The sequence below is a fragment of the Actinomadura meridiana genome, assembly GCF_039537545.1.
Taxonomy (GTDB): domain Bacteria; phylum Actinomycetota; class Actinomycetes; order Streptosporangiales; family Streptosporangiaceae; genus Spirillospora; species Spirillospora meridiana.
This window is the reverse complement of the sequence record NZ_BAABAS010000001.1, coordinates 185,912-203,769: the sequence shown is the minus strand read 5'-3', so window position 1 is coordinate 203,769 and position 17,858 is coordinate 185,912. Positions and strand designations below refer to the sequence as shown.

Annotated in this window: 18 protein-coding genes and 1 pseudogene; 9 read left to right on the top strand and 10 right to left on the bottom strand. The window is 66.8% G+C overall.

What is annotated here, in order from left to right; all coding sequences use genetic code 11:
* Nucleotides 1–70: 70 nt before the first annotated feature.
* The 3 genes from ABD808_RS00995 to ABD808_RS00985 form a co-directional block, all read right to left on the bottom strand.
* A complete protein-coding gene (locus ABD808_RS00995) occupies nt 71–1,120 on the bottom strand; it encodes a hypothetical protein (protein WP_344887997.1) in 1,050 nt (349 codons plus the stop codon).
* A gap of 256 nt (nt 1,121–1,376) precedes the next feature.
* The gene (locus ABD808_RS00990) at nt 1,377–2,906 is read right to left on the bottom strand and encodes an MDR family MFS transporter (RefSeq protein ID WP_344887994.1); all 1,530 of its coding nucleotides are present in this window, start codon (nt 2,904–2,906) and stop codon (nt 1,377–1,379) included.
* Between the two features lie 53 nt (nt 2,907–2,959).
* Nucleotides 2,960–3,472 carry an Lrp/AsnC family transcriptional regulator gene (locus tag ABD808_RS00985; RefSeq protein ID WP_344887991.1) on the bottom strand — a complete coding sequence of 171 codons (513 nt, stop codon included), beginning with the start codon at nt 3,470–3,472 and terminating at the stop codon, nt 2,960–2,962.
* A gap of 108 nt (nt 3,473–3,580) precedes the next feature.
* Here ABD808_RS00985 and pdhA point away from each other — a divergent pair, with 108 nt between their 5' ends.
* Genes pdhA through ABD808_RS00970 form a run of 3 tightly spaced genes read left to right on the top strand, consistent with a single transcriptional unit; the run spans nt 3,581 to nt 6,896 of the window.
* The gene (pdhA, locus tag ABD808_RS00980) at nt 3,581–4,678 is read left to right on the top strand and encodes a pyruvate dehydrogenase (acetyl-transferring) E1 component subunit alpha (protein ID WP_344887988.1); all 1,098 of its coding nucleotides are present in this window, start codon (nt 3,581–3,583) and stop codon (nt 4,676–4,678) included.
* On the top strand, nt 4,675–5,685 hold the full coding sequence (locus tag ABD808_RS00975) for an alpha-ketoacid dehydrogenase subunit beta (RefSeq protein ID WP_344887985.1): 1,011 nt from the start codon (nt 4,675–4,677) through the stop codon (nt 5,683–5,685). The genes pdhA and ABD808_RS00975 overlap by 4 nt, the downstream gene beginning before the upstream one ends.
* Nucleotides 5,682–6,896, top strand: coding sequence for a dihydrolipoamide acetyltransferase family protein (locus ABD808_RS00970; protein ID WP_344887982.1), 1,215 nt, complete (start codon nt 5,682–5,684; stop codon nt 6,894–6,896). The genes ABD808_RS00975 and ABD808_RS00970 overlap by 4 nt, the downstream gene beginning before the upstream one ends.
* Here ABD808_RS00970 and ABD808_RS00965 read toward each other — a convergent pair.
* The 3 genes from ABD808_RS00965 to ABD808_RS00955 all read right to left on the bottom strand — a co-directional run bounded on the left by ABD808_RS00965 (nt 6,883) and on the right by ABD808_RS00955 (nt 9,051).
* Nucleotides 6,883–7,524, bottom strand: a complete 642-nt coding sequence (locus ABD808_RS00965) for a TetR/AcrR family transcriptional regulator (RefSeq protein ID WP_425548868.1) — start codon at nt 7,522–7,524, stop codon at nt 6,883–6,885. The genes ABD808_RS00970 and ABD808_RS00965 overlap by 14 nt on opposite strands.
* Nucleotides 7,525–7,891: 367 nt before the next feature.
* Nucleotides 7,892–8,284: a thioesterase family protein gene (locus tag ABD808_RS00960; RefSeq protein WP_344887976.1), complete on the bottom strand. Its 393-nt coding sequence runs from the start codon at nt 8,282–8,284 to the stop codon at nt 7,892–7,894.
* The gene (locus ABD808_RS00955; protein WP_344887973.1) at nt 8,281–9,051 is read right to left on the bottom strand and encodes a methylenetetrahydrofolate reductase; all 771 of its coding nucleotides are present in this window, start codon (nt 9,049–9,051) and stop codon (nt 8,281–8,283) included. Before ABD808_RS00955 ends, ABD808_RS00960 begins: the two co-directional genes overlap by 4 nt.
* A 97-nt stretch (nt 9,052–9,148) precedes the next feature.
* On the opposite strand from ABD808_RS00955, the gene ABD808_RS00950 reads away from it, so the two are divergent.
* Nucleotides 9,149–9,664: a pyridoxamine 5'-phosphate oxidase family protein gene (locus ABD808_RS00950; protein WP_344887970.1), complete on the top strand. Its 516-nt coding sequence runs from the start codon at nt 9,149–9,151 to the stop codon at nt 9,662–9,664.
* Here the strand turns inward: ABD808_RS00950 and panB are convergent.
* A complete protein-coding gene (panB, locus tag ABD808_RS00945; protein ID WP_344887967.1) occupies nt 9,655–10,479 on the bottom strand; it encodes a 3-methyl-2-oxobutanoate hydroxymethyltransferase in 825 nt (274 codons plus the stop codon). The genes ABD808_RS00950 and panB overlap by 10 nt on opposite strands.
* A gap of 914 nt (nt 10,480–11,393) precedes the next feature.
* Between panB and ABD808_RS00940 the strand changes: the two genes are divergently transcribed.
* Nucleotides 11,394–11,828 carry a hypothetical protein gene (locus ABD808_RS00940; RefSeq protein ID WP_344887964.1) on the top strand — a complete coding sequence of 145 codons (435 nt, stop codon included), beginning with the start codon at nt 11,394–11,396 and terminating at the stop codon, nt 11,826–11,828.
* 21 nt (nt 11,829–11,849) lie between these two features.
* Here ABD808_RS00940 and ABD808_RS00935 read toward each other — a convergent pair whose 3' ends face one another.
* Nucleotides 11,850–12,251, bottom strand: coding sequence for a hypothetical protein (locus ABD808_RS00935; RefSeq protein WP_344887961.1), 402 nt, complete (start codon nt 12,249–12,251; stop codon nt 11,850–11,852).
* Nucleotides 12,252–12,485: 234 nt separating this feature from the next.
* Between ABD808_RS00935 and ABD808_RS00930 the strand changes: the two genes are divergently transcribed.
* The 4 genes and pseudogenes from ABD808_RS00930 to ABD808_RS38410 all read left to right on the top strand — a co-directional run bounded on the left by ABD808_RS00930 (nt 12,486) and on the right by ABD808_RS38410 (nt 16,472).
* Nucleotides 12,486–13,016: a hypothetical protein gene (locus ABD808_RS00930; protein ID WP_344887959.1), complete on the top strand. Its 531-nt coding sequence runs from the start codon at nt 12,486–12,488 to the stop codon at nt 13,014–13,016.
* 313 nt (nt 13,017–13,329) lie between these two features.
* Nucleotides 13,330–13,878, top strand: coding sequence for a DUF4365 domain-containing protein (locus ABD808_RS00925; RefSeq protein WP_344887956.1), 549 nt, complete (start codon nt 13,330–13,332; stop codon nt 13,876–13,878).
* A gap of 203 nt (nt 13,879–14,081) precedes the next feature.
* Entirely contained in the window at nt 14,082–15,059 is a 978-nt protein-coding gene (locus tag ABD808_RS00920; protein WP_344887953.1) for a hypothetical protein, read from the top strand.
* Between the two features lie 196 nt (nt 15,060–15,255).
* A pseudogene (locus ABD808_RS38410) lies at nt 15,256–16,472 on the top strand (replication initiator).
* 183 nt (nt 16,473–16,655) lie between these two features.
* Here the strand turns inward: ABD808_RS38410 and ABD808_RS00905 are convergent.
* The gene (locus ABD808_RS00905) at nt 16,656–16,883 is read right to left on the bottom strand and encodes a hypothetical protein (protein WP_344887948.1); all 228 of its coding nucleotides are present in this window, start codon (nt 16,881–16,883) and stop codon (nt 16,656–16,658) included.
* A gap of 677 nt (nt 16,884–17,560) precedes the next feature.
* Nucleotides 17,561–17,857, bottom strand: a complete 297-nt coding sequence (locus ABD808_RS00900) for a hypothetical protein (protein WP_344887945.1) — start codon at nt 17,855–17,857, stop codon at nt 17,561–17,563.
* Nucleotide 17,858 lies beyond the last annotated feature (1 nt).

Here is a 17,858-nt window from a genome sequence, read left to right as displayed (position 1 = left end):
TGGCCCTAGGGACAGGTACGCGCGGGCAGTCGGCCGTGCAGCGCGCGGGGTTCGGGGAGGCAGACGGCGGCTAGTCGCCGAGCTGGAGGGGAAGGGTGTCGGGGATGTCGAAGGTGGCCAGCGTGACGACCGCGTGGTCGAGTCGCCTCACGATTCCTCGTCGCATTCGCCACCGGTTGAGGAGCGAGGTCTCCCGCGCCGCTTCGACGGCCTCCTCTCCCAGATCGAGCAGTTCCCCGCACGTCTCCAGATAGCCCTCGAACTGCGGCCATTCGCTCGTGTCCGCGAGTTCCAGCAGCCGTCGCGCGGTGTAGACATGACCGTGCAGGCAGGTCAACGCGCGCCTGGCGTTCACCCTCTCCCCAGCGGGGCGCCCCTCGTTGGACGCGATGTTCTGCATGGCCGCGAGCAGATCGCGGGACTGAGCGCGGATTCCACGGTCGGCGGGGGCCAGAACCTCGGCGATGTCGGGCGGTCTCGTCTTCTCCCGCACCGCCCTGACTGCTTCCAACCCGACCATCGCGGTGAGGATCTCGATGACCTTCTTCGTGATTTCCTTTCCGAAGGTGTCGTCGACGGCGAGCATGGACAAACCGACCGCGACAATGGCCAGAACGAGATTGGACAACAGGTCACTGATCAGCTTCAGGACGGTCTTCGCCCGTTTCTGCCACCGGGCGTCGTCCGGGTCGGCGTCCCGCAGCACATCGTCGATCACCTTCAGCGCCAGGTCGAGCAGGCCCGGTAGTCCGTCGTCACCGCTCGGCGGGTCGGGTCGGTCGCGGTTTCGGTCCCTGCCCTGGACGTAATGGCCTTTTTCGTCCAGGAGGCCCCGCCGCAGGCTCGCCAGACGGACGGCCATCGCGGGCTCCAGAACGAGCCCGTGCTTTCGCAGTTCTTCGGTGATGTCGACTTCGAGCAGCACTTCGACGGCCGCGTCTCCTCGCCCCGGCCTGACCTCCAGAAGCCCCCACACGTCCAACTCGGTGCGCAGGCTCCGAACGGCAGATCGGGCCGTATGCAGCGACGCCACCAGAGGGTCGGGGGACATGGCCAGCCGTTGCAGGCTCCGCGTGTGCGACAGGAGCTCATCGACTTCGTTGTTCAGCCGTCGCCGCACCCATCGTCGAGTGAATTTGCTGCGAAGATACGCGGCGATCGGAACGGTAGCGGCCCAGATAGTGGACGTTTCGGACGTCTCAAATACCTCTGCGGTCTCGCGACGAACGAAGCGCTCCTGTCCCATCGTCGACCTCCGGGAGCCCTTTCCACAGCGGGTACGAACAACGCTACAACCGTCCCGCGATATGTCCAGCGTGATCGACGGAAACGCCCGCTGCCTAGGCCGTGGCAGCGGGCGCGGGGTGCGAGATTTGTCAGCAGGCGGGTTCGAGTTCCTTTTCCAAACTGACGGCGTCCGGCCCCTGCGACTCGGAGGCGGGAGCGGGGTCAGGGGCAGGGGCGGGGCGCTTCGGGAGCAGGAAGGCGATCCCCACCATCGCGGCGGACAGCGCGGCGGTGATGACAAAGGCGAGCCGCATTCCGTCGAGCTGGGCGACGGCGGTGCTGACGCCGTCCGCCACGCGGGACTCGGCGCGGCCCGCCATCACCGTCACGACCAGGGCGGTGCCGACGGCCGAGGCGACCTGCTGGAGGGTGCCGAGCATCGAGCTGCCGTGCGAGTACAGGTCGGCCGGGAGCGCGCCCATGCCGAGGGTGAACACCGGGGTGAACGTCGTGGCCAGCGAGATCATGAGCAGCGCGTGCAGGCCGAGGATCTGCCAGTACGGCATGGCCAGCGAGATCTGGGTGAGCCCGGCCAGGGCGAGCACGATGCCGACGGAGCCGGGGATGATCAGCGTCCGGGCGCCGAAACGGTCGAACAGCTTGCCCACCGACGGGCCGATCAGCCCCATCGCGAGACCGCCGGGCATCACGAGCAGGCCGGTCTCCAGCGGGCTCAGGCCGCGCAGGTTCTGGAGGTAGATCGGCAGCAGGATCATCGCGCCCAGCATCCCCATGAACCCCAGGGACATCAGCAGCAGCGACAGGCTGTAGGTGGGACGGCGAAGAATCCGCAGGTCGAGCAGGGGCGTGCCGCGCCGCTGGAGCCGGAGCTGCCGGGCCACGAAGATCGCGATGGTGACGACGCCGATCAGGACGATCGCGGCGGGCGTCGTCGTCCCGCCGTCGCCGAAGCGGCTCAGGCCGTAGACGAGGGAGCCGAAGCCGAACGCCGCGGCGGCGACGCTGAACCAGTCGATGGCGCTGGACCGCGGCTCGCCGACGTTCTCCAGCTGGCCCAGGCCGCGCCAGGTGATCAGCCCGGCGATCGGCAGGACCGCCGCGAACAGCAGCCGCCACGAGCCGAGTTGCAGGATCAGCCCTGAAACAGCCGGGCCCATGGCGGGCGCGACGGAGATCGCCATGGTCACGTTGCCCATCACGCGGCCGCGATCCTCCGCCGGGACGACGGTCATCAGCGTCGTCATCAGCAACGGCATCATCACGGCCGTGCCGGACGCCTGGACGACCCGCGCCACCAGCAGCACCTCGAAGACCGGCGCGACCGTCGCCAGCGCCGTCCCGCAGAGGAAGACGCTCATGGCGATGGCGTACGCGCGGCGGGTGGTGACCCGTTGCAGGAACCAGCCGGTCACCGGGATCACCGCGGCCATGGTCAACATGAACGCCGTCGACAGCCACTGCGCGGCCTGCTCGGTGATGTCCAGGTCGGTCATCAACCGGGGGATCGCGTTGATCATGATGGTCTCGTTGAGGATCACCACGAACGTCGCCAGCACCAGCAGGCGGACCACGGCGGGTGTCCGGCGGCTCGGCTCGGCGATCGGGGGCGCGGCGGCGGTCGGGGGCTCGGGGGCCACGGGCTCGGCTGTGGTCGTCATGCTCGGTTGGACCAGCGGTGCCGCGAAAACTCATCGCCCCATCGAAAATTTGTTCAGGCGGACGGTGTTCTCGCAGGTCGTGGCGGGGTCTCATCGAAGATCAACCAGGTGCGGGTGGAGCGGACGCCCTCGATCGTGTGGATGCGGGACAGGACGATCTCGCGCAGCGAGACGTTGTCGGGCGTGCGCACGAGCATGATCAGGTCGACGTCGCCGCCGACGAACGCCATGTGCTCGATGCCGGGGACCTTGCCGAGCTGCGCCGACACCTTGCGCCACGAGTTCTGCTCGATGTTGATCAGGACGTAGGCGGCGGTGCCGAGGCCCGCTCGGACGGGGTTCACCCGGGCGGTGAAACCGGTGATCACATCATCGGCGATCAGCCGTTCGACGCGCGTGTAGGCGTTGGAGCGCGACACGTTGACCCGCTCGGCGAGCGCCCGCATGGACAGCCGGCCGTCGGCGGCGAGCTCGCGGAGGATCGCGCGGTCGATGTCGTCGAGGGGCGGCGGCGTTCGTCCGGCGGGGCCGGGCGGCGGTGGCCCCTCGGAGGACAGTTGGTCCATGAAAGCTCCTTGATTCTGGCCAAGCGTCCCGAGTTCGGCCGGTGTCTTGAGACTAATGTCCCGCTCGGTCCATATTTCTAACATCAGCTGAGCGCGGAGGTGGCGTCCATGGCGGAACGGGCGGAAGCACTGCTTCCCTCGCCGGAACCCGTGCGGTTCCTGACCGACAGCGGGGCGGCGGCGCGCGGACGGACCGGCTACCCGACGCCCGATCCGGAGCTGCTGCGCCGGGCCTATCGGGCGATGGTCGTCGGACGCCGGTTCGACACGCAGGCGACCGCGCTCACGAAACAGGGGCGCCTCGCCGTCTATCCGTCCAGCCATGGGCAGGAGGCGTGCCAGATCGGGTCCGCGCTCGTGCTGGACGAGGACGACTGGCTCTTTCCGACATATCGGGAATCCATGGCGCTGGTGGCGCGCGGCATCGACCCGGTCGAGGTGCTGTCCCTGCTCCGGGGCGACTCGCATTGCGGATACGACCCCCGGGCGCATCGGACGGCGCCGCAGTGCACGCCGCTGGCGACGCAGGCCCTCCACGCGGCGGGCCTCGCCTACGCGGAACTGCGCAAGGGGACGGGACAGGTCGCGCTCGTATGCGTCGGCGACGGCGGCACCAGCGAGGGCGATTTCCACGAGGCGCTCAACTTCGCGGCGGTCTTCAAGGCGCCGGTGGTGTTCCTCGTCCAGAACAACCGGTACGCCATTTCGGTGCCGTTGGAGCGCCAGACCGCCGCGCCCTCCCTGGCGTACAAGGGAGTCGGGTTCGGGGTGCGTTCCGAACGGGTGGACGGGAACGATCCAGTCGCCGTGCTCGCCGTTCTGGGCGCGGCCGTCGAGCACGCCCGGGAAGGCAAGGGGCCGTTCCTCGTCGAGGCGCACACCTACCGGCTGGAGGCTCACACGAACGCCGACGACGCGTCCCGCTACCGGACGGAGGCGGAGGCCGAGGAATGGCGGCGGCGCGATCCGATCGCGCGGTTGGAGGCCTATCTGCGGCGGCGCGGGCACCTTTCCGACGCCGATGTCACCGCGTTCGCGGCGGAGGCCGAGGAGTTCGCCGAACGCCTCAGGGCCCGCATGAACGCCGATCCCGAACTCGCCCCCATGGACCTGTTCGACCACGTCTACGGCACCCCGACGCCGCAGCTCGACGAGCAGAGAGAGCTGCTGCGCACCGAACTCGACGCCCGGGAGGCACTGTCATGATCACGATGGCGCGGGCCCTCAACGCGGCGCTCCATGACTCCCTCGACGGCGACGAACGGGTCGTCGTGTTCGGCGAGGACGTCGGCGCGCTCGGCGGCGTGTTCCGTATCACCGACGGGCTCGCCGCGAAATTCGGCGACGACCGCTGCTTCGACACCCCGCTCGCCGAGTCGGGCATCGTCGGCTTCGCCGTCGGAATGGCGATGGGCGGTTTCCGGCCCGTCGTCGAGATGCAGTTCGACGCCTTCGCCTACCCGGCCTTCGAGCAGATCGCCTCGCACGTCGCCAAGATGCGCAACCGCACCCGGGGACGGGTCGGGCTGCCGCTCGTCATCCGCATTCCCTACGCGGGCGGGATCGGCGGCGTCGAGCACCACAGCGACTCCAGCGAGGCCTATTACGCCCACACTCCGGGGCTGAAGGTCGTCACTCCCGCGACGGTTCAGGACGCCTATTCGCTGCTGATGGAGGCCATCGACGACCCCGATCCGGTCGTGTTCATGGAGCCGAAGAAGCTGTACTGGTCGAAGGCCGACATCGAGCGGCTGGAACACACGGAACCGTTCGGGCACGCGGCGGTCCGGCGTCCCGGTGGGGACGCGACCGTCGTCGCCTACGGTCCCGGCGTGCCGGTCGCCCTGGAGGCCGCCACGGCCGCGGCGGCGGAGGGTTGGGACTTGGAGGTCATCGACCTGCGCACGATCGTCCCGTTCGACGACGCCACCGTGGCCGCGTCGGTGCGCAAGACCGGACGCTGCGTCGTGGTCGCCGAGGCCGCCGGTTTCGCCGGGGTCGGGGCGGAGATCGCGGCCCGCGTCCAGGAACGCTGTTTTCACAGTTTGCTCGCGCCGGTGCTGCGGGTGACGGGGTTCGACGTCCCGTATCCGCCGCCGATGCTGGAGCACCACCATCTACCGGACGTCGACCGCATTCTGGACACGCTCGACCGGCTCCAGCGCGATGATCGTCCCGACCCGCGTTACGTCGCCGTGGGCGGTGCCGCATGACCGTCTTCCGGCTGCCCGACCTGGGCGAGGGTCTCACCGAGGCGGAGATCCTTGAGTGGAAGGTGGCGGTCGGCGACGTCGTGACCGTCGACCAGGCCGTCGTCGAGGTGGAAACAGCGAAAGCGGCCGTCGAGGTGCCCGTCCCGATCGCCGGGGTCGTCACGGAACTGTGCGCGCAGGCTGGATCGGTTGTGAGCGTGGGCGAGCCGCTCATCGCGGTCGGCGTCGCCGAAAACAGCGAAACAGCCCGCTACCGGGAGGAAGAACAAGCGGGATCCGGCAACGTGCTCGTCGGCTACGGGACGAGCACGGCCCACCGTTCTCGTCGCCGGGCTCGTCCAACGGCACCGCCCCCGCACGGCCGGGTGCCGCGCGTCATCTCACCCATGGTGCGCCGCCTGGCCAAGGAGCACGGCATCGACGTCGCCGCCCTCACCCCGAGCGGCCCAGGGGCGATCGTCCTGCGCAAGGACGTCGAAGAGGCCATCGCCGCGGCGGCACGCCCACCGGAAACCGTCGACGAGGTGCGTGTTCCACTCACCGGCGTGCGCCGGACGATGGCGGACCGGGTGTCGCGCAGCCGCCGCGAGATCCCCGACGCGACCACCTGGGTCGACGCGGACGCGACCCGCCTGGTCAAGCTCAAGCGAAACATCCGGAACACCGACCCGGACGCCCGCGTCGGGATGCTCGCCCTGTTCGCCCGGATCTGCGTCGCCGGGCTCCGGCGCTTCCCCGAACTGAACGCCCACGTGGACGCCGAGCGGCACGAGATCGTCCAGGTGAAGGGCGTCCACCTCGGTTTCGCCGCGCAGACCGACCGTGGCCTGGTGGTGCCGGTCGTCCGCGACGCGCACCGCCTGACGCTGGCCGAACTCGCCACCGAACTCGCGCGGCTGACGGACGAGGCGCGCGCGGGACGGCTCTCCCCCGCCGACCTCACCGGCGGCACGTTCACGCTCAACAACTACGGCGTCTTCGGCGTGGACGGCTCCACCCCGATCATCAACCACCCCGAGGCCGCCATGCTCGGCGTCGGCCGGGTCTCAGAGAAACCCTGGATACACAAGGGGAAGGTCCGATCCCGGCAGGTCACACAGCTGTCGTTCACGTTCGACCACCGGGTCTGCGACGGCGGGGTCGCCGGAGGTTTCCTGCGTTTCGTCGCCGACTGCGTGGAGCACCCCGAAGCGCTCGTCACCCACCTGTAGCGGGACGGCGGCGCAGCCCGTCGAACGCGACCTTGCGCACCGCGTCGGCGATCTCGTCCGCCCCCGCTCCGGCCCCCGGCCGGTACCACTCGATCAACGAGTTGACCAGGCCGAACAGCAGCCGGGCCGTGATCGCCGGGTCGATGTCGGGGCGGATGTCGCCGTCCGCCTCGGCCTGCTCGACCAGCCCCGACACCAGACGGTCGAACTCCCGGCGGCGGGCCAGCGCCCGCTTCTCCACGGCGGTGTTTCCACGGACCCGCAGCAACAGCGTGACGAACGGCTGCTCCGCCACCAGAACGGCGACGCTGGCGCGGACGAGATGTTCCAGCCGGTCGATCGCGGACCCGTCCAACGCCCCGGCCTCGTCGGCGGCGGCGAACAGCCCGTCGAGCGCGCGGTCGACCGCGAGTTGCAGAAGCTCGTCCTTCCCGGACACATGGTGGTAGATCGCGGACTTGCTGATGCCGAGCCGCTTCGACAACTCGTCCATGCTGGTGCCGTCGTAGCCGCGCTCGTTGAACACCTTGACGGCGACGCGCAGCAGGGACTCCCGGTCGTACCCGGGCCGCCCGCGCCGGTTCGCCTTCCCGTCCCGGCCGTTCCGCACGTTGCTCACGGCGGTCATTATCGCAGCGCCCCGACCGTCCACCCCGACTGAACGGACGGTCAGCGGCCTCCGACGATGGCAATTTTCCACAAAGCGCAAAACCCGGAAGCGGGACCCATCGTGTCCGGTCAGGCACACATCGCGGTGATCGCAGCTCGAAAATCGGTCGAACCGGACGACTTTGTCGCATAGTCTCGGCGAACCTCGCACACCGCGAGGGCGTCCTACTTAGTGCGGCGGCGACATCAGCTCGATCGCCGGGTTACATCCGGGCCCGGCGAGGGGAGATGATCAACATGGCACGGCAGCAGCTCATCAAGCGCCCCAGGCCCCCGCGTCAACCGAGCCCGCCCGACCTGCGGACTCCTTCCGGCCGCCTCTTGCCCTACTGACCGCTCGCCGTCAGGCGCGCGAGGAACCTCGCCCGATCGACGATCGTCCGGTGGACGACGCCGGAGCCCACGATCGTCCCGCCGTCGTCCACGGCGCTGAACGCGAAGACGAGGCGGGGCCCGTCCACTTCGCGCAGTTCCGCCTCAATCGTCACCCGCGCGCCCACCGGGCTCGGCGCGAGGTGTTTCAGCTCCACCCGCGTCCCGACCGACGTCCGTCCCTCGCCCAGATGTTTCCGGACGGCCTCGACCGTCGCGGCCTCCGCAACCGCGAGCAACCTGGGCGTCGCCAGAACAGGCACATCACCGCTGCCGACACTCGACGCCGTGTCCGCGTCCCCGACCAGGATGGACGTCGTCGCCCGCACCCCCGGCTCCACGGTCACAGTTCGCGTTCGAGCCGCGCGGCAACCTCCCGGTACCGGCTGACCGGCACCAGATGCACCCCGTCGAACGCGCCGCTGTCCCGGAGCGCGAGCACCTGCTCGCACGCCGCCGCGACACCCGCCGCCCGGTCTCGTTCGACGGCGTCGACGAGTTCGTCCGGAATCTGAATGTCCGGAATGGCGGCCGCCAGGTTTCGGGCCATTCCGGCGCTCGCCAGCACCATCACGCCCGCGTAGACGGGACCGTCCAGCTCGACGGTCTCCCGCCAGCGCACCAGCCGCTCCACCGAATAGCTGACCTGGACGAACGTGAAGTCGGCCGACCGCTTCCACTCCGGGACGCTCCGCAGCCCCGACGTCACCCCGACCTGGAACGGCGCGCAACCGGTGAAAACAGCGTCCTCCGCCGCGGCGCGCGTCTCGTCCATCATCGCGCGGACGGTCAGTTCACTCGTCCGTCCACCCACCGACGGCTTGTCCCCATAAACGAACAGGAACCGGTCGACACCATACGCGGCGGCCGTCAACAGGTCCCGGCGGAAACCCAGCAGATTACGGTCACGGGAGTTCAGACACGCGATGCCCCGCGCGCCCATCGCCTGCACCTCATTGGCCACCGCCACACTCGACACGGTCGCCCGGCCGATGTGGTTGTCGGGAATGAGAAACGAGTCCGCCACCGGACTCAACACCCCGATCTGATGCCGCACCCGCGTCAAATCCGGCCGCGTGGGCGGCTCCACTTCGCACACCACCTCAAACCCCATGCCCCCGACCGTACCTCCCCGTCCCCCGGCGTGTCCGTTGCCCTCCGATCCCCGACCAGGGAAACGTAAGACCCAACGTCGACACCGGAGAGCAACCATGAGCGACCCATCCACCCACCTGGACGAACGATTCAGCGACCCCAACACCCAGGCCACCCCCTGGGCAACCGCACGCGAAACCCTCGAAACAGCACAACTAGCCTGGGTCACCACAGTCCGAGCGGATGGCCGCCCCCACGTCACACCGCTGGTGACGGTATGGCTCGACGACGCCCTGCACTTCTGCACCGGCCCCGACGAGCAGAAAGCGCGCAACCTCACCGCCAACCCTCATGTCGTCCTGACCACCGGCTGCAACCAATGGACACAGGGCCTGGACGTGATGGTCGAGGGCGAGGCCCACCGCGTCACCGACCGCCCGACCCTGGAACGCCTAGCCACCGCCTGGGCCACCAAGTGGGAGGGCCAGTGGCAGTTTCAACCAACCGAAACCGGCTTCTCCCACAACGGCGGCACCGCCCTGGTCTTCCAAGTCCGCCCGGCCAAAATCCTTGCCTTCGGCAAGGGCACCTTCACCCACACCACCTACAACTTCAACCAACCTCAACGATAAACATGCTCCTCCGCAGGAAAGGAGCCATTAGCCACATCCTCGGCATAAGCACGAGCGGCCTCCACCAATGTGTCGCGAACCCCGGCATACTGCTTCACAAACCGCGCCGGACGCCCCGACCTCATACCAGCCGCATCCGTCCACACGAGAACCTGCGCATCACACCCCGGACCAGCACCAATCCCAACAGTAGGAATGTCCAGCGACTCGGTAACACGCGAAGCCAACTCCCCTGGAACCGCCTCCAAAACAACCCCAAACGCACCAGCGTCCTGCACGGCCAAAGCATCCTGAACCAACTGCCGCGCCGCCGTCTCCCCACGCCCCTGAACCCGATAACCCCCGAACGCGTTCACCGACTGCGGTGTCAACCCCACATGCCCCATCACAGGAATCCCAGCAGCCACAAGCGCACCGATCTGGGCCGCACTCCGCTCTCCCCCTTCCAACTTGACCGCACCAACCCCCGCCTCCTTAACAAGGCGCACCGCACTACGCAAAGCCTGCGTCGCCCCCTCCTGATAACTACCAAACGGCAAGTCACCAATAACCAGCGCACGCTCCGTCCCCCGCACCACAGCCGCCGCGAGAATAGCCACCTCATCCAACGTAACAGGAACGGTGGACTCATATCCCAAATGATTATCCCCCATGGTGTCCCCGACCAAGATCACCGGAATACCAGCCTCATCAAACGCAGACGCGGTCATAGCATCATACGCGGTGAGCATCGCCCACCGCTCACGCCCCTTGGCCGCCGCGATATCCCGCACCGTAACCCGCCGACGCGCCCCGTCCGGCAAAATACCAGCCATACCAAAACTCCAATGCGACACATCTCGAAGCGTCCCACCGACGTCTCCGGACCACCCCCATCCTGACACGCAGCCCCCAAAACGTACAGCCCCAAATCATGTATCACCCAAGCACCCAGTACAAACGCACCCCCGAAGAACGACGAGACCAACACCTCTCATGGAACCGTCCCGACAAGGCGTTCTTCGCCGCCGGAGCCTGCCACATCCTCGCGTACGCCTTCTTGGAAACATACCCAGACGCCGGTTTCCACCCCGTAGGCCTCTGGCCCCGCGGAGCTCGTGACCCAGCCCACATCTACGTAACCAACAACACCTGGGCATTCGACCACGACGGCTGGACGCCCCACCCAGAACTACTGGCCGCCACCCCAAACTCAGAATTCACCCCGGCCCAAATCCACATAAACCTAGAAACCTTCTGCACCCGCCACAACCACCGCCCCCGCCACCTCTTCGCCTACGACCCCTGGCCCCGAGCCCTCCACTACCTAACAAAATTCCCCCCACCCGCCCCCTAAGAATCAAAATGCGCCTCCGCGACGCGGATCGGAACGGGGTCAATGCGCGCAGTGTCATCAGGTAACCAGTCATCCACACCGTTCACCGCCCGGATTTTCGCCGCGAGTCCTCGGCCGTGTCGGCGTCAACACACGCCTCCCGGTTGAGATCCTCGCTGGCCAGGGGCCCTCGGGTAGCCCACCACCGACCCTTGTCGGTCCAGATGATCCAGCACCTCGGGTACCTGAAAACGGTCCGATACGGCTCCAGTTTGGCGAGGTCGGACGATGTGCGTACATCTGGCGAATGATCGCTGTCTGGCATACTTGTGCTGATCTTGCGAGGTGGGTATGTCCAGAGGTCGACCGACCGCGCCGCCGCTTCCCGTGATCGGAACGGTGATCGTCGTTGCGTTGGCGCAGGTCATCTGGATCTCTGGTGGGTCCCTGTACGAAGCCTCGCAGGGAATCGCTTTCTTCCTGGGCGCCGGCGGCATGATGGTGATGTTCTACCGCTGGCGGTGGCAGGGTGACAGCCTCGCCAAGGTTCTTTGCCTGACCACCTTCGGCACGTGGGCGCTGGCGGTGATGGTCGGCTCCGTGGGCGAGGGCTTCACTCGCTCGCACCCCTCCTTCTGGATCGCCGGACTGGCCCTGCTGATCGGCATCGCCGGTGAAGTCCTGACCCTGGCGCGCATCTACCTGACGTTCACGGACGTCGTCGACCTACGAGACCAGCGCTTACGGGTTCGCTATGGCCAACAGGGCAACGGTGACGCCTCGTCCGATGCCAATTACGGCGCGGTCAAATGTGTGGCCAGTGACCGGAGACCATGTCTGGCCATCTGAGAAGTCGCCATGTTCCCATGCTCATTCGGGGTAGCTGACGTTGCTCCACCATTGCGTCCCGGGTCCTATGAGTTCCATTACCCGCTCCATGACATGCCCTGCGACCTGCGGAGACCAGGGCCCGCCGAGCGCCTCGAACGCGAGGTCTCGCGTGCAGGTGTGCACCAGAAACGGGATCATCTGAGTCGCGGTCACCGGCAGGACCTGGAGAACCTCGGTCAACTCGTCCACCGTTTCGGGTATGCCCCTACCAGGACCGAGGTGTTCTCCACGGTCGAACGACGGGTCGAAGAGCATCGGATGGAGCAGTTCAGCGGGCGGACACCTCGGTTCGTCGCCCACCCTCACATAGATATTCGGGTAGAAACCTCGGTCGAACTCCAGCGGGCCCAGTAGTTCCCGGACGAGCGACACCTCGTTCACTAACGCACAATATCGGCGGCGCGGCGCGTGCGAGGCCTACAGCAGCTCCACCATGCGGAGCAGGGCTTTCGGGTCGGCCCAACGGGGTTCTCGCCCGTCAAGCCCTACCCGCGTGTTCGCTGGCCTCGTTGATTGTGGCACTCTGGCGGCGGGTTGGTTGGAAAGGGCGAGGTCAGCGTGCGTGATGTTCAGGGGAGCCTCGAACTGCGGCCGGGTTCCAGGACCGGGCTGATCATGCTGACGGCTGCCGCGGTGAGCGGCGTGGGCATCGTCGCCGCCATACTGGTCGGCGACGCGCCCACCGTGTTCGCTCCGATCGTGGGTGGCGTCTGGGCTGTGTTGATCGCCCTGGGGACGGTGGCCTTCCTGACCTCCAGCGTCACCCTGACCCCGCACGAGGTCGTCGTACGGGGGCTGTTCATCCGCCAGCGCCGGTCGCGCTCGGGTGTCGTAAGAGTGGTGCGTGCGACGATTCACCTACCGAACGGAGTGGGCAGCGAAAGCCTGTTCCTCCTCGACGCACACGGCCAGTCGCTCATCAGAGTGAACGTCGGCGGCTACAAGCGCGAGGACGTCGACCGGCTGGTCGAGGCGCTCGGCGTTCCATGCGACGGGCCTAACTATTTCGCCAGTGCCAAAGAATTCGACAAGACCTATCCGGGCCTGGTCTCGCGGGTCGAACGGCACCCCTACCGGATCCCGTTGGCGATCGCCGGTTTCGTAGCCATAGCGGTGGTGATCGTCCTGCTCGCGACGGCGTCCTGACCAATGGGTTGCGATCAGGGAAAGACGGCAACGGAGTCTGGACCGGTGCCGCTGCTAACTGAGCGCCATCCGAGAACCCGCAGCAACCTTGGCTTGCCTCCCCCAGGCAGACGGTCTCCCCTCAAGGCCCCAAGATCGGGCATCCGCGCCGTCTCGGTCGGCCAGCAGCCACCCGGCCGTCCGGGCTCCGCGGCGCCGAAGAGTACACCCGCCGCTCAGCAGGCGGCGTGCGCGGTGCGGGGACTTAGCGTGAGTACCGGACGTTGGGGGCCCATGACGCTAAGAAACCCAACTCGCCGCGCTCCATCCTGCAATGCGGCACAATCACCCTCGTGCGGGACCAGGACCAGAACACGCTGCAAGGCGACTTCGGCGAAGCCTGGCTAGAGGCGGTCGCTGCCGGGTGCGGCCTCCTCCATGGTCGGCCCACCACCGTGGACCTTCACACCTTGTGTATCAAGGGACGGAACTGGGGACGTACTACCCAACTGTGAACGTTCAGGTCAAGACCACAATCAACCTGAAGCAGCTCGCGTCTGGCGACTTCAGTTATGACCTTGACCTAGAGACGTACGACGCACTCAGGCGCACCGATCACGCCGTTGGTAGGGTACTCGCCGTAATCGGCGTTCCTGAGGAAGGTGAGAACGTGCGCCTTCATAGCGAAGGGACGCTCCTGTGCGGTCGCGGAGCATGGGTGTCACTTGAAGGCATGAAGCCTTCGAAGAATATGACAAGCCAGACGGTACATCTCCCCACCGAAAATACCCTGGATCGGGCAGGGTTGTCCAGAATGCTCAAAACACACGGAACCCGGCGATCGACTCCGGTGCCCCCGGTCAATATATGGGGGCAGTCGTGAATCAAGGCAATTTCGTCAATGAGAATGGGACCTGGAAGGCTCCAGACCTTGTAGCGTTCTCAAGTTACCTTGCAAATTCCGGCTGGATTCTCGAAGATTCCGATAGCCGCACTAGTTTGTGGCGTCCACAGCGCACTGACAGCCATGAAAAGATTCGTATTGTTCTGCCAGTGAGTCAGCGTGTTCGAGACTACCTAGAACATGTGGACGATGCGCTTAAGGCGCTTGCTTTCGTCGAGCAACGACTCCCCAGAGAAATACTGGATGATATCAATTTTGGTGGGGCGGACAACGTCGCCGTCCACCTTACGCCGGATGCCCCGACGGGTGAAGCGCCACTACTCCTGGCATACTCGGCGCTTTCTGCCTTGAAGAACTTCGTAGTGGCTTCTGCCGCTGCCTTGGATTTCAACACGCTCGTTCTACCGCCAAGACGGCCACATCGCGCTGAAGCGTACGCATCTCAAGCGCGACTCTCCACTCAGCCAGGAAGCTTTATCCTGTCGCTGGCACTCCCGCTGGCAGACATATACTCCGATGAGCCCGATCGTCCAACTCCGCCGGGCCAGGAAGCGCTGGTCCAAGTACCGCCTCAGCCCTTCGGCCGCAGAGTCACGAACCGGATGTTGGCCACCACCCGCAAAGCCCAGCAGTTGGCCCAGGCAGTCAGTGAGGGAAGTTCGCGAGTCTCCTCATTCGGAGAGTTCGTACCGGACGCTCCCAACGCCACAGAACTGGCGTCGCTAAGTTCTTTGGGCGGGTCGGACCACGGCATCTATCAAATACGATTTGCCAAATCGCCACTGGCCGGCGGAAATTTCGAACCCGCACTCCTAAGAATCACCCCCGGACAGCAGCGAATTCTCGGCGAGGCCGCAGATTACCTGCGAACCAAGCAACCGAGGACTGGAGTCACAGTTGCCGGCCTGATTGTCCGCCTGTTCCGAGAGGGTAGCTATGGCCCAGGCGAGGCGGTCATTCAGGGGGTGGCCGACGATTCCGGTGAGGCCCGTAGACACCGGATCGAACTGAGCGAGCCTGATTACAGTGAGGCGGTAAGGGCACACACCAATGGGCTACAGGTTAGCGCCACCGGCGACTTGGACATTAGAGGCACCAGGCGATCGCTTCGAAAGCTCACTTCTTTCGCCGTCATCCCTGGACTTGATGACGAATCTTGACGCCCTACGAGGGTTCACAACACTCAACCGCCATCAGTTGCGCCTGGTCTTTCTTCACGTCCTCAGTGCTCCTGCGAGGGTCCGAATCTTGAAATCGGAGCCGTCACTGATCGTTATCGCTCGGGTTCCTGGACCGTATTAGCTCTTGGGCCCTTTGTGGGTGCTGTCGGGGGCGCCGTAGGAGCCGACCGGGTATCTGATCATCGCGTGCGGGAACCGCCGCGCGTCCCGCTGCGCCGCGTGCGCCGAGGTCTACCGAGACGACACCTATCACCTGATCATCTCCGGCTTGACCGGAGGGAAGGGCGTACCCGAGCAGGTCAGCCAGCACCCGCGCGTGTTCCTCACCCTCACTGCGCCCTCGTTCGGTGCCGTCCACGCCCACCGCGCCAAGGCTGGGAAACCCCAGCCATGCCGCCCCCGACGAGACGACCCCGTGTGTCCGCACGGCCGCCCCGAAGGATGCCGAGCCCGCCACCAGCCCGACGACAAGCAGGCCGGGCAGCCGATCTGCGTCGACTGCTACGACTCCCGCGCCGCCGTCCTGTGGAACGCCCACGCCCCCGAGCTTTGGCGACGCCTCAGTCTCGCCGTCCCGAGGCTGATCACGGCCGAGTTGGGCATCACCCACAAGGCCCTACGCGAGCAAGCCCGCCTGTCATACGCCCGCGTCATCGAGTACCAACGACGCGGCCTCATCCACTTCCACGCCGTCGTGCGCCTGGACGGCCCGGACGGCCCCGACCAGCCCCCGCCCACATGGGCCACCGCCGAACTCCTAGAGCGCACCCCCTTCACAACGCCGCCGCTCAGGTCGAGGTACCAGCCCCGCACCCGGACGGGACGAGCCCGCCGCTCATCCTGCGGTGGGGCCGCCAACTCGACACCCAGCCCATCGGAGTAGCCGCCGAGCTGGACGGCATCGCCGACAAGCACGTCGCCCGCTACATCGCCAAGTACGCCACCAAGGGCGCCGAGGATTCGGGAACGGTTGACCGGCCGATCAGGTACACGAGCCAGATCAGCGCGTTGAAGGTGTCCGAGCACGCCCGCCGCATGATCTGGACGTGCTTCGCACTGGCCGACCTACCCACCTATCACGACCTACGGCTACGAGGGTGGGCACACATGCTCGGATACGGCGGACACTTCTCCTCCAAGTCCCGCCGCTACTCGGTCACTCTCACCAAACTACGCCAAGCCCGAGCCGACCACGCCGCCCACCAGACCGCAGGACAACCCGAACCCGACCCGAACCGCACCACCGTGACCACCGGGCAATGGAAGTACCTCGGCAGCGGACTCCTACACGGCGAACACTTCTGGGCCGAGCAAGCCCGCAACCGCATCCAACAAGCCCGAGCCATCCGCAACCAGCACACAGAACGTGACAAGGAGCGCAAGGCGAGCTAGCCAGGACCTCCCGGCGTCGAGGACTTTCTCTACAGGGTCAAGGGCCGCGCCGAGCGCGGCCAGGAGCACAGTAACCGGGTCGTCGAAAGGCCGTGAGGTTGAGCGAAGAGGGCGCGCCGCGACGAGGACCAGCCGGACGAGCATGTCCGAAAACGTCCACGTCGCCGGTGCCGCTCGGTCAGGTCATTCGATCCGCTCCAACCACCCGTATCCCTTCCGGCGGGCCACGACGAACCCCACGAGCGCGAACACGCCTGCTAGGAGCACTACGATCCCGCGGCCGAGCAGCGCACCGCTGCCACCTTCGTGCTCGGAAATGAGGGTGAGCAGGTACAAGCCGCCCCCTGCGAGGCCCGCCAGGCTGAGGAGCAGGAGCGTCAGCGGCGTCACGGGGAAAGGAGGAATAACCATGGGACCGAGTGTCCACCGTCACATGCTGTGCTGACCGCGTAACGGAGAGAAGCGTTACTGAATTCAACTCTTTGGAATCAAGGCCGCCCTACGGGCCGCAGGCAGGGGCCGGGGTCGGTGCCGCTGGTCGGTTCCGTACTTGCGCGGGGACCCCTCGCGGGGGCCGCCATCGGGCCATTGCGGGCAGGCAAGGAGCCAACCCGTTCGCCGATCAGGCTAGCTGCCCCCGCCCCCGCGCAAGTCCGGAACCGTCCAGCTTCAACGCGCAGGTCATTGACGCTTACAAGGTCATACGCCAGGCAGAGCGCGGGGCCGGGTGCGTGGTTGGGCCCGACCACAGCCGACCGGGGCCGGTGGACGGCCGCACGCGCTTTGCGCGTGCGGCGCTGGGGCGCCGTTCGCAGCCCGGCGGCCGCCCACAGCCCCCGGTAACGCTGTGGACGGCCCGCACGTACCGCGTCGCGTAAGCCGGGGCAGCCCCGCGCGGTTACCGGCTGGGCGGACGAGCCAGGAACTTGCGTTGGGGCCACGGCCAGGCCGCCGGGTTCTTTAGCGCGTCCCGCAGTTCGCTCGGGCTGGACGCTTCGATTAGCCGTGCGCCATCCACCAACGGCACCAGCGCCCACCACGCTCCTGCAGCCCGCCCGTACCAGGTGACCGCGCCGGGCGCGGAGTGCTCACCCATCGGCCTGAGCGGCAAGTTGGCCCTTGATTGCCACCACCACATCAGGGATGTGGTCATCGTCGGCTGGAGCGATCGCGGTACCTCCGGGGAAGGTGAACCACAGTTCACCGTCGCAGTCGGGCCGCGAATCGCAACGCACCAGCACCGGCGACCCGAGCGCGTCCGGGACCGCTAGCAGCGGGTCAGATTCGGCGACCTCCACCGCGTACCCGTGCGACTTGAGCGCCTGCGTCAACGCCCAGAGCCGCAACCGCTGAGCCTCTGCCGTCTGCGAGATGTTCGCTGCCATG